Here is an 11,987-nt window from a genome sequence, read left to right on the forward strand (position 1 = left end):
ATGAATTACGCAGCATTAATGAATAATGGTTTTGATTTTTCAAAAAACTTAGTTAAAGCTCAGGCTCCAAAGGTTGATAGTTTTTCATTTACTGATTTTCTAAGCAAAGGTTTTGATAATTTTAGTAAATGGGGGAATAAAGAAACAGCAAAAAATGGAGCAAGAACTAATTTTGATAGGCTTATAGACCTTGGTGGGCTTGCCGGAGGACTTTGGGGTGGATATGAAGAGCAGAAAATGGCAAAAAAGAATTTTGAGCTTCAAAAAGATGCTTACAATTTTAACAAATACTTAGCACAAGAGGAGCTTAGAAGAAGACAAAATAGAGAAAATAACTTAAAAGAAGTTTGGGCTAGTTAAAGTTTATGGATTTAAGGGGTTACCTTAAATCCTTTATTTTAGATATTAAATAAAGGTAGAAAAATGGCATATTATAACCCACAGCAAGTAGTATTTAACCCAAGTCTTGGTGTAATCCAAAATGCAGGAAAAGTAGGTGGAGTTTTATACAATAGTATGAAACAATATAGAGAAGAAGAAAACAAAAGAAGACTTTTGGCGCAAAGAGATGAAGAATTAAAAGCTCGACAAGAACAAAATGAGATTAATAATGCTTTTTTAAATAATAATTTATTGCAAAAGGAAAGAGCTTTTGAGTATGCTATGGAGCAAGATAGAATAAAGAGTAATTTAACTTTGCAAGATTTGCTTTTAAAAAAATCAAAAATAGATTTAGAGCAAACAAAAAGACAAAGAGAATATGATTTTTTAGCAAAGCAAGCAATGATTAATTTACCAAGTTACACAAAGTCAAATCCTGAGATAAAAGCAATAGAAGAAAGATTTAATACTATAAAAAAAGGTGGTGGTGATTCTTATTATGATGGGCAGGGGCTTTTGGGTGGAACATGGCAAAATATAAAAGGACTTTTTGGTGCAAATAATATAAATAACGAACAAGATAATTTGTTTAAATTTATGAGTGATAGTATTTATAATGAAAAAGTTAGAAGAGATACAACCTATAATAGAACAAGGCATGATGAAATTTATAAAGAGCCTTCAGCTTGGAAACCACAAACTATAAATGCTAAAGAATTTGAAAGAATAACAAGAGATTATATAGCTGTTAATGAGGCTAAGATTAATGCTTACTATGATGAGCAAATGGCAAAGATTTCTAATTTAAAAAATCCTTACATTAATCATCTTTATGAAGAGCAAAGACAAAAAGATTTAAAAGATTTTAGAGAGGGTTTAGCACAAGAGCTTAAGGTTTATTATATTAAAGATGGAAAGTATGACAAACCTAGCAAAAAAGCAATTACAGTAGAAAACCAAAAAACAAAAGAGGCTCCGCAAAATTCTCATAACTTATTAGCGTTTGCTAATAATCAAAAATTTTATGATGTGAATTTAGGAGGCTTTGAGGCACAAATTTCTGAACCTGATTCTAATGGAAATGTTATTTTAATCAACAGCGTAGGAAAAAGAAAACAAGTAAGCTTGGAAGAACTAAGAAAAGAGGGGTTAGTAAAATGAGCATAAGAGAATTTTTAAAAGAAAAACCAAGAGAAAGTGATATTTTAGCTTTTTTGCAGCAGGATAATAAAGATAAGAATGATTATTTAGATGAGTTAAGAAATGACATAGATAAAGCAATTACACAAAATAGAAATAATATCTCAATATATAATATACAAGACCAAAATCTAACAAATCCACTCGGGCATATTAGTCAATACAAGCGAGATTTGTATGATTATGAAAATAATCAGGAAATGAATGCTGATGATTTAAGTGATTATATTTTAGATAAACAATCTCAATTTAATGCTTCTAAACCTATTTTTGCTGATGATAACGAAGTGGCGAGAAAAAGCAATCAGCTTATGAGAGATTTAGGAGATGAGCTTCAAAAATCCGGAAGAGGAAAACTTTTACAAGATAGCGATGGTTCATATTGGGTTAAAGATGTAAAAGGCAATTATGCTAAGGTTCAAGGAAGCCTAATAGGTGACTTATATCGTGGGATTAGAGATAATGGTGCTAGTGTAGCACTAGGAACAGCAGGTGCAATTGGCGGTGGTATGTTAGGTGGTGGAGTTGGTATGGTCGCTGGGGGTGCATTAGGTGCATCTTTAGGAGCTGGATATGATTATTATGGGAACACAAAAGATACAAATCAGAAAGCAAATTTAAAAGAAGCTCTTATGCTTATGGGGGAAAATGCTGGACTTTCTTTAGTTGGAGATGCAGCTTTAGCCGGAGTAGCTAAAGGTGCAAGAGCTTTAAAAAATACATACGCTATGGCAAAAACAGGGTCAGCTGTTGGCAAAGATATGATAGATGGGATAGCTGTTAAGGGAAATAGAGTTATTGATAAAATCAGTCAAAAAGATATTCCCATAGTTGGCAAGTTTAGTGATGGTGGCTTGCAAAATGCTGAAACAATTTTTAACAATCTTACAAAAAATGTGGAAAATAAAGCCCAAATTGATGAATTAATATTAAAAGAAAACCCAATATACTTAGAAAATGGAAAACCTACAATAGAAATATTAAAAAACCTTGTTGAGCAAGGACTTAACAAAAACAATCCGCAATTTATACAAGATAGTGCTAAAAGAACAAGTGCTATTTTAAAAAATATTTCTAATGCTTTGTCGGGTTACCCCACTACACAAAGAAGAGAAATACTACTAAAAGCAGCACAAGCGTATCCTGAAATAGGTAGTTTTTTAGATGATGTTTTAAAAGCCGATAAAGATGCTAGCATTTCTTTTTTAAACATAGTTAAAGAACAAGATGAGGTGTTTAAGAATAAAACTGGTTTAAGTGGGGAGTTTGATGTTAAGGCTTGGCAAAAAGATAATAGCTCTTATAAAAAAAGAATTAATAATGAATATGCTCAAGCTATAAAAAGTATAGATGAGCTTAACAACGGCTCAATAAGGTTAAGCAAAGAAGATTTAGCAAAGATTGAAGAGTTTAAAAACAACAATTTTTTAGAGCAAGATATAAAAACAAATATTAGTAGCTTTCTAGAAGATGCTATTGATAAAGACTTAAGTGCTGAGCAAATATTTAACTTAAGAAGTGCTATAAATAAGCAATTAGCCACAGGAAACAAGACATATAATACTAAAGAAGCTTATAGACTAGTAAAAGATACTTTAGATGAAACTATGATAAAAAATGCAAGTGATAAAGAACTAGCAAGGAAGATTTTAGAAGATGCTAATAAAAACTATGCGTTAAAAGAAAATTTTAATAATAGTTATCTAGGAAAAATAAAAGACCAAGAAACGCCCGAAGCGCTCGCACAAAGAATAGCTAATGGTGCTAGAAATATCAATGAAGATAAGGATTTAAAAAGAGCTTTCGAAGGTATGAATGAAGCAGAGCGAAAAGTAAATGAAAAACATGCTTTTAATGCATTACTAGCAAAACATAGAATTGAAGATATAGGATATGATTTTAAGAGCCTATCAAAAGATATGGATAATGTAGAATTTGTAAGTAAAGACTTAAAATATGCAAAAGAAGTAGTAAATGTTTATGCAAAAATTTATCAAAACAATAAAGACTTAATAATGACGGCTTTAGCTAGTAGTGGCAAAAAAACAAATTCTTCAATAGCCACAACATTTAGTGGGGTTTTTGATAGAATATTAATAAGCGGTTCTTTTGCTAGAATACATGCTTTAGTTCCTTTTATGAAAAGTGCTAAAGAGCAAGCGTTAAGAAATCAAATATTAGATGCATTAAAACTTGCTAAAACCAACAAGCAGATTATAAAAAATCTCAAAAACATAAAAATATCAAATCCAGAACAAAGTAAAATCTTTAAAGATGCTTTGGATAATTATATTAAAGTAGATAAAGAGCAAAACAAAATTTTAAAAGATACGCTAATAAAAGAAGGGCTTATCAAAGGCGATAACTTTTATATGGACAAGCCTGATCTTAAATATGCTAAAAGTGATTATACTGCTAAATTTAATGTAGAAAAATGGATTAATAATGTTACAGGAATTTTAAAAGATGAATGGGTAGTGAATTTAAAAGCTATGGCTAAAAAACACCCTGAAATGTTTAAAAATGAAGCAGATGTATTTAGGGTGATTAAAGAGATAAAGGACAATCCTACGCATTTTTTTAAAAACTATGATGATGAGGTGGCATTAATAGCTAAACCTTTAAAAGATAATAAGGTTGGTAATATAGCCATAAAAAAAGATAGTGGCAAAATTATACACATTAATAAAACAAAAGATAAAGATTTGGAGAGATTAAATCGTAGAAATAAAGAAATGCTGACAGGTACGCCAACTCCTGCAACCACTAAAGGAAGTACTACCAATGTGGAAGGCGGTTTATTACAGCATTCTTTCAAACATTCTACCCAAGATAAGCCTAAAGAAAACTTAATTGAGAAATTAAAGGACAATAAGAACAGGCAAAAAAAATCTATACATGATTTTTTTGCTAGTAAAAATGGTAAAAAGTTTGATATTTTTGATTTATATACAAGCAAAACAGATTTATTAGATATCAAAAGACTACAAGATAAATTAGAAATTTTTAAAGCTCAAAAGCCAAAAGAAATAAACTATAAAAGCATAAAAAAAGGATATATATTAGATGATTTGCTCAATGTAGATGAAGATGTTGTTTTTGCCGTAGTAAACAAAAAAGACCTTAAAACATCATTAACGAGAAGTTTAAACCAGTTTAGAAATAGACACTCTAATTCAACTATAAACAACATAAGAGAACAATTTAACGAAAGAGAGCATTTTAAGGAAAGCTCTAATTTTGATGGCTTACCTACTATTACTAAAGATGGTCTGGTTATAGCAGGAAATCATAGAAGCACTGCTATAAAATATTTAAAGGGTGATAACTTAAATAGATACATAAATCAAGCTAAAAAAGTTTTTGGAAGAGATGTTTTTAGTGGTTTTGATGAGAAAAATGCCATGATAGTTAGAATTTTAGACAAGAGTGATGATGAAACCATCATAAGGCTTTCTAAATTGTCTAATGATGGAAGGCTTAGTGATGAAAGTGAAAAATTGCAAGCTTTAGGAGCAAAATATAAAGATAAATTAAAAAATATAGAAAAAGCAAAGATAAATAGTGATAAAGAATTAATGTTATTTTTGGGTTCAAAAGATGTCTTGGAAAGTAAGAGGGCGTTATTAGACTATATGATGCCTGATATTTCTAATGCTTTGCTAGCTTGGGAGAGAAGAAGTGGCGGAGATAGCGAATTTAGTAGAATATTGAATAACAACGCATTAAATTTATTGCACTTGAAGCAGTCTCTTAACGAAAACAAAATATTGAATAACAATGAAGATTTTTTTAGTCTTTTTAAAAGAGCCATAGAGAGTATGAACCAAAGTAATGCATATAAAAGTTCTAGTGAGCTTTATGAAATCTTATCAAAATATGCCCAACCTAGTCTTAAACTTGAGGATAGTTTTATACCAACACACAAGGACTTACAAGCTGATATTTTGGGCTTTATTATAAAATATAATGATACTTTAAGTAATCCTAGTGAAGCATTTGAAATAAAAATAAAAAATGCGATTGAATTTATAAATGAAAATAATACACACTCTTTATTTGAGGATGTAAAATTGAGTAATTATGATATTATAAATAATATGCTAAATACAAATATATCAAATTCGGTCAAATATCAAGAAATGTTGTCTAAGGCAATAGATACTATATCAAAGCAAACATCTAATCATAAAAAAAGTATACTTGTTCAGTTGAAAGAGGATAAAGAAGCTAGGAAGGAGTTTATGGATAAATATACTAAAAAGCTTAAAAATAATATGAAAAAATAAAATATTTTTTAATTTATTTCAAAATATACTAGTTTTGAAATAGCCATTTTTGTCAAAATCTCCAAAAAATATCAAAGGAGATTTTAAAATGGCTTTGTCATCTATGGACTTTACCCCACCAGCAACACAAAATGTTAAATTAAAACCTAGCGTATATGAAAAGATTATACAAATAGGTGCAAGCGAGACACCACTTTTAAACAAAATAGGCACATCAAGTGTTACAAGCCCACTGTTGCATTCTTGGCTTACAGACACATTAGCAGACCCAAAGAAGAATGCTAATTTGGAATTAAGTAAATTTAATGGCGAAACAAAAAACACAACTCAAAAAACATCTAATGCAACACAAATTTTTATTACAGAAGTTTCAGTTACCACGGCTTTAATGAAAGCTAAACAATATGGTGGCAATGAGATGGAATATCAAGTTGGTAAAAAGACAAAAGAGCATAAAAGAGATATAGAATATGCTTTATTTGGATTGGGTCGTGATAGTGATGTTAAAAAATCAGTGTTTAAAGAGCATATTCAAGCGCAAAATGGTGTAAGTGGAGAAATGGCAGGATTGTTTCACTATATAGCAAAAGGAGAAACAAGCTTTAGTGGTGGAAAAAGAGGCAATGTATTAGCATTTGATGAAGCAAAAGATTGGAGCGGAACTCCTAGCTTGCTTACTGAAGATAAATTAAGTCAAATTTTACAAAGCATTTGGGATAGTGGTGCTACACCTAAAGATGTATTTTTAGGAGCTAGTTTAAAACCGGCTATTAATAAACTCGCTACTAGGATTTTTGGAAATGAGAAAAATCTAGTTGGAAATGTTATGAGCCTTGAGACAGATTTTGGAACAATCAATTTTCACTTACATAGACTATTAAGCCCTAAATATGGATTAGGTGATGTTTTAATAGCAGGTGATTTTGAGTTTATGAAACACGGGCTTTACATTCCTACTTTTATTGAAGATGTACCTACTGATGCAACAGCAAAAGCAAAAAGATTTTATACTCAAAGCACATTAGAAGTAAGAAATGCTGATGCATTTGCTATAGGTGTTGGGCTTAGTGGCGTAGAAGGTGAAGCTTTAAAGCTTAAAAAATGAAAAGTGTATTAGTTAGGGATATTATCTTAAAGAAAATGTCCAAAGAAAGAACTAGTGTTGATGATAAATTTATAAAAGCCTATATTATGGAGGCTTTTTATTATATTTGTGGCAAATGTGAGCCTAGCGTACTCACTAAAACCATAAGAGAAGATGATCAAGTGGTCTTAAGAAACACTAGAAACAATGCATTTTTGATAGTCCCTGATGAGCCAAATTTTGAAGATGAACAAGAACATTTAATGATAGATGAAAGCCTTTGCTACGCTGTTATTAATTATGTATGTTTTTTGATGAGCAAAGGCGAAAATGTGATGTATTTAAAGCTTTGCAATGAAATTATCAATGATTATATTAGTAACGATGGAAAGGAGCTTGAAAATGCACACTTGTGATACATATAAAAAATTTATCAGAGCAAAGAGTTATGATGATTATGAAAAAAGTATTACAAACTTAGATTTTATAGCTTATTTGGATACTAAAAAATGGCTTGAAGCAATGGATGATTTGTTGTTATTTTGCCAAAGAAGAATAAAAGATAGCGATTTTTATACAGGGGAGTAAAATGGTAAGTTTAGCTGAATTGAAAACAGGTAAAGAAAAGCTAGAATTAATTAATCAAATTTTATTAAGAATTGATACTATAGCTAGAGCTTTAGACAATACAAGACTTGATGAAATTGTCGGTTTAAAAGAGAGTGTAAATTCTTTACATGAACAAACACTAGAACTAAAACAAGAAGTTTCAACAATGTATACTAGTTTTAGCGAAAATAAAAAAGATTTTGATACTAAATTTTCTAGTGTTAATGAAAAATTTAGCATTATGCAAGAGCGTTTTAGTTTTATAGAGCAAGCTTATAATGATTTTTCAAGTTCTAAAGAAGAACTTGAGCTTATAAAAGGCTTTATAGAAGAAAATAAACCTGTATTTGAAAGCTTAAAAGATGATTTATCTAAATATGAAAGTATGAAGATAGATCTAGAAGCCATTATCACAGAAGCTACAAATAATACAAAATTATCAAAAGAATATTTTGAATTAAGCTCAAAAATAAAAGATGATATTTTAAGAGAATTAGAACATTGCAAAGATTTGGTGCAAGAGTTAAACTATAGTGCTGATGAGCTTAGGGGACTAAAGCCAGAGCTTTTGCAGATAAAAAAAGAAGTAAACGAGCTTTCATCGCAAGCTAGTAAAGTAGTTTTAGATGCAAGCGAAATTATAAAAAATAAAATAAATACTATCTTTTTTGAAAATCAAAGATTAAATCAAGAAATGATAGATAGTGTCAAAAAATTGGAGGAAATAAAATATGATGTTGGCATAAAGTATAAAGAAATAATACAAGCTTATAATCTTTTACTAGAAACCAAAGAGAGTTTAGAAGAGTTAAAAGAAGTTATTGCTTTATACAAAGAATTTGAAAACGACATTAAATCATATTCAGAGCTTATAAAAAATTTCAAAGAACAAATTGCGAATTTAGAAAGTGATTTAGAAAATAAAGCACAAGGTTTACACGAAGCTTTAGAAGCAAAAGGTAAACAAGTAATCTCATCCATAGAAACAGCAAAAAATGAAGCTATTGTTAAATTTGATGAGCTTGTTGCAAAATGTGAAGGATATAAAATATATTTTGAGCAAAGTTATGATAGGTTCAATCAAAGAGCTTTAATAGCTAATGAAGATTTGGGGAGACTAGCCGAAGTTGCTAAAAAAGAGCTAGGCAATGACAAGTTAATCTATGAGACAGAATTAAAAGCTTTGCGTGATAGCACTATCGAAGCTATGAATGATATTTATCAAAAAATGTGCGATGATGCAACAGGTATAGTTTCCAATATAGAAGAAAGAGAAAATAATTTTAGGGAATATATAGAAACATCAAAAGCTTTGATTGATAATTTAACTCAAATTTTTATCACTACTTATCAAGGGTATAAAAATGAATTTGATGTTTTTGTAAATAATCATTTGCAAAATTTACATACTCAAAAAGAAGAATATAAACAAGAACTTGATGTAAAAAAAGAAGAATGTAAAGTCGAACTTGATGCAAAAAAAGATGAGTGTTTGGAAGAGATAGATGCAAAGGCTATTGATTATGATATAGTGAGTATAAAAGAAGATGTTGTAAATTTGAAACCTAGGGTTGAGGCTTTAGAGCTTGACAAGATAAACAAAGATGCTAAGATTGATATACTAGAAAATGCTATTAATACTAATACTCAAAAAATAGAACAAACAAAAGAAAAGCTTTTAGAAAATGTAGAAACTAAAGAAAACAGCGGCGTAGCATCTTCTTTAGATGCTAAATTAAAACAAGAATTAACAACACTTATTAATAAAAAAGAAAACACAGGAGTAGCAAAATCACTAACAGATGCATTAAAAACAGAACTTACTAATTTGATTAATGCTAAAGAAGCAAAAGGCACTGCTGCTAATTTAGATAAAGCTTTAGAAACCAAGCTTACTAACCTAATTGGCACTAAAGAAGCAAAATTAACTTTAAGTACAAAAACAAATCGTTATTACAAAACAACAACTTTTTATATAAATGGAAAATCTTGTGGATCAATAACTTATTCTACTTACGCTCCATCATCTAGTGGCAATAACTTTTAAAGGAAATATTATGTTTTATAATATAAATGCAAATGATTTTTTAGAACTTGAAACTACTATAGCTAGAATAGAACAAAAGCTTTTAGCACTAGATGGTGCTAGTGATCAAAAAAGTATTAACAAAGCTAAACATTTAAATGAAAGTAAGGCTTCATTGCAAAAATGCTTAGAAAAAAAAGATGATGATAAATATGATTTTTTCTTGCATCAAATTTATACTTTAACTTGGGGGCATAAACCCATAGAAGAAATGAATGAAGATGAAATCTTACCTTGCTACACAAAGGTAGATAAAGAACAAGTTAATATCCCTAATTTAAAAGAAATAGCACAAAGTATTTTAAAAGAAGAAGTTGATGCACTCATTAACAATCATCCTTTAATGCAAGAAAGAATGAGTGATTATGATGAAAAAGGAGTGCCAAGAAAGATAAGTATAAGACAAGCTAAATTAGCGCTTTTAGAAGTAGGACTTTTAGAGACAATAGAAACTATGATGCAAAGTGCTCCTAAGGCAACTCAAATAAGCTGGGAATATGCAACAGAATTTGAAAGAAATAACGAGCTTATTTTGTTTTTTCAACAACAAGCAAAATTAAGTGATGATGAAGTAGATGAACTTTTTAAGAAAGCAAAGGGTTTTTAATGATAGGAAAAAGTTTAACTTTTGTGCCAAATTCATATTGTAATTTTGCATGTAGTTATTGCTATCTTGGAAAATTAACAGAGCAAAAAGAAAAAACAAGTGATATGGCAGAGCAATTTAAAAAAATAGCTAAAAAATTAAAAGATGATGGAGTGATTATCACAGAAGTGTTTTTACATGGGGCTGAATTTAGTACTTGCTCATTAAAAGATAGTGAAGATTTATTAAGTGCGATTGATGATTATTTTAAAGAAAATAAGCATTATATTAAACTTTTTGAAAAAGAAAAAACAATCAATCATTTAGTGCATTTAAAAACTAATCTTTACAATCTAGATAAATTCTATGAGCTTTTTAAAAAATATCAAGTTGGCATTAGTGCTAGCGTGGATTTACCTTTAAGAATGCATGAAAAATATAGAGTATTGAAAAATGGAAAAAGCACTTTAGAGAAAACCTTAAAAATGATAGAACTTTTAAGCACTTATCCATATTTTAAGCAAATTTCAGCGACCATGACTAGTGAGCATTTAAATGTAGATGAGTTTATAAAAGATATTTATATGCTTGAGGGCTTAGGTTTTGATATGGCAAATGATTTTTATATTATGTTTGCTTATCAAAGTGCTAATGCAAATAAAGAATTTGCTATGGCAAATGATGAAGCTATGCTAAATTTTTATAAAGGCTTAAGAGAAAAACTAAAAGATACTAAATATGCTTTTGCACTAGAACATTTTTGGTTTAAAGAGTTTTTGGGTGGATATTGCAACAATAGTATAAACTGCTCTAATCATCTTTTAATTCAAAAAAATGGCGATAGTTTCATTTGTCATAGATCGCAAGCTTTGAAAGAATTAAAAAGTGGAAATATTTTAAATCAAAGTTTTAAAGAAATAGAGTTTAATGCTTATAAAAATATTCAATTATTAGAAAATTCTTTAGAACTTAGTAAAGATTGTTTAGAATGTGATTATTTTCATTATTGCAAAGCAAGTTGCGTGATAGAAAGAAAAGATACAGGACTTAAAAAATCCTACACTTGTGCTTTACAAAAAGAAATTTATAAAAACAATCCTGATTTTTTCAAAGCTGATAAACAAAAAGCTAAAACTGAAATAGATACTTTTTTAAGAGCTAATCAAATATATAAACATCTTGATAAAAGACTTCCAACATTAAGTTCTGAAATGTATGAAAGAAAAAATTCTTTAGAAAATATCATAGCAAGAGATGAAATTTTAAAACAAGTCTATGATAAAAGCAATTTTTATCTAAGCATTAATGATAAATTACTTGAGCTTGATTTAGAGCTTGATGATATTTGCTCTTTAAAAAAACTTAATAAAAATGATGAAATCAAACTTTTCATCAAAAAAGATGCATTTTTTATTAATTCTAAAGAAGCAATTGATAATTTTGTATGGATGGCCTTAATTGGCGGAGATAAACAAAGATATGGCGAAGAACAAAGATTAAAAATACCACACATTGCTACTGAGTATGTTTATTGGAATAAGTTAACACAAGAAGCTAAAGAATTAGAAGGATATTTTATTTATGATATTTCTTATTTTCTAAGAGCTAATGTAAAAAATTACAAAAAAGATGAAAGAAATTTTATCTTTTTTACCACAAAAGCTATGCGTGAATATCACTATGAAAAACACGCAAAGAATGCTTTTTATCACATACAAGCTATTAACTTACCTTTTTTAAGACTTGAATTTA

Annotated in this window: 9 protein-coding genes and 1 pseudogene; all 10 read left to right on the forward strand. The window is 29.0% G+C overall.

The genetic code is table 11. The features are described 5' to 3' along the window. Positions 1-360 (forward strand): hypothetical protein, encoded by a 360-nt coding sequence (locus tag L8W56_RS03030; protein WP_263659387.1) that lies wholly within the window; start codon positions 1-3, stop codon positions 358-360. A 63-nt stretch (positions 361-423) separates the two neighbouring features. Further along, positions 424-1,542 (forward strand): hypothetical protein, encoded by a 1,119-nt coding sequence (locus tag L8W56_RS03035; RefSeq protein WP_263659388.1) that lies wholly within the window; start codon positions 424-426, stop codon positions 1,540-1,542. After that, positions 1,539-3,996: pseudogene (locus L8W56_RS08845) on the forward strand (hypothetical protein); the annotation flags it as partial. The gene L8W56_RS03035 and the pseudogene L8W56_RS08845, both read left to right, overlap by 4 nt. 320 nt (positions 3,997-4,316) lie before the next feature. Next, positions 4,317-5,870 (forward strand): hypothetical protein, encoded by a 1,554-nt coding sequence (locus L8W56_RS08850; RefSeq protein WP_412175539.1) that lies wholly within the window; start codon positions 4,317-4,319, stop codon positions 5,868-5,870. 88 nt (positions 5,871-5,958) lie between these two features. Continuing rightward, the gene (locus L8W56_RS03045) at positions 5,959-6,975 is read left to right on the forward strand and encodes a DUF5309 domain-containing protein (RefSeq protein ID WP_257941563.1); all 1,017 of its coding nucleotides are present in this window, start codon (positions 5,959-5,961) and stop codon (positions 6,973-6,975) included. Next, positions 6,972-7,370 carry a hypothetical protein gene (locus tag L8W56_RS03050; RefSeq protein WP_039625773.1) on the forward strand — a complete coding sequence of 133 codons (399 nt, stop codon included), beginning with the start codon at positions 6,972-6,974 and terminating at the stop codon, positions 7,368-7,370. Before L8W56_RS03045 ends, L8W56_RS03050 begins: the two co-directional genes overlap by 4 nt. After that, the gene (locus L8W56_RS03055; protein ID WP_087685567.1) at positions 7,357-7,542 is read left to right on the forward strand and encodes a hypothetical protein; all 186 of its coding nucleotides are present in this window, start codon (positions 7,357-7,359) and stop codon (positions 7,540-7,542) included. The genes L8W56_RS03050 and L8W56_RS03055 overlap by 14 nt, the downstream gene beginning before the upstream one ends. Before the next feature lies 1 nt (position 7,543). Beyond that, complete coding sequence (locus tag L8W56_RS03060) at positions 7,544-9,610, forward strand: hypothetical protein (protein ID WP_263659390.1); 2,067 nt, start codon at positions 7,544-7,546, stop codon at positions 9,608-9,610. Positions 9,611-9,620: 10 nt separating this feature from the next. Further along, positions 9,621-10,256 carry a hypothetical protein gene (locus L8W56_RS03065; RefSeq protein WP_263659391.1) on the forward strand — a complete coding sequence of 212 codons (636 nt, stop codon included), beginning with the start codon at positions 9,621-9,623 and terminating at the stop codon, positions 10,254-10,256. After that, positions 10,256-11,987: radical SAM/SPASM domain-containing protein (locus tag L8W56_RS03070; protein WP_263659392.1), on the forward strand; the 1,732-nt coding region annotated here is incomplete at its 3' end. The genes L8W56_RS03065 and L8W56_RS03070, both read left to right, overlap by 1 nt.

It is taken from the genome of Campylobacter sp. IFREMER_LSEM_CL1085, from assembly GCF_025772235.1.
GTDB classification, from domain to species: Bacteria; Campylobacterota; Campylobacteria; order Campylobacterales; family Campylobacteraceae; genus Campylobacter_D; species Campylobacter_D lari_D.

What these genes read in the sequence shown, in the direction of transcription:
- L8W56_RS03055 (WP_087685567.1), top strand. Translation starts at nt 7,357, where the DNA reads ATGCACACTTGTGATACATATAAAAAATTTATCAGAGCAAAGAGTTAT.
- L8W56_RS03065 (WP_263659391.1), top strand. Translation starts at nt 9,621, where the DNA reads ATGTTTTATAATATAAATGCAAATGATTTTTTAGAACTTGAAACTACT.
- L8W56_RS08850 (WP_412175539.1), top strand. Translation starts at nt 4,317, where the DNA reads ATGCTGACAGGTACGCCAACTCCTGCAACCACTAAAGGAAGTACTACC.
- L8W56_RS03045 (WP_257941563.1), top strand. Translation starts at nt 5,959, where the DNA reads ATGGCTTTGTCATCTATGGACTTTACCCCACCAGCAACACAAAATGTT.
- L8W56_RS03035 (WP_263659388.1), top strand. Translation starts at nt 424, where the DNA reads ATGGCATATTATAACCCACAGCAAGTAGTATTTAACCCAAGTCTTGGT.
- L8W56_RS03030 (WP_263659387.1), top strand. Translation starts at nt 1, where the DNA reads ATGAATTACGCAGCATTAATGAATAATGGTTTTGATTTTTCAAAAAAC.
- L8W56_RS03060 (WP_263659390.1), top strand. Translation starts at nt 7,544, where the DNA reads ATGGTAAGTTTAGCTGAATTGAAAACAGGTAAAGAAAAGCTAGAATTA.
- L8W56_RS03050 (WP_039625773.1), top strand. Translation starts at nt 6,972, where the DNA reads ATGAAAAGTGTATTAGTTAGGGATATTATCTTAAAGAAAATGTCCAAA.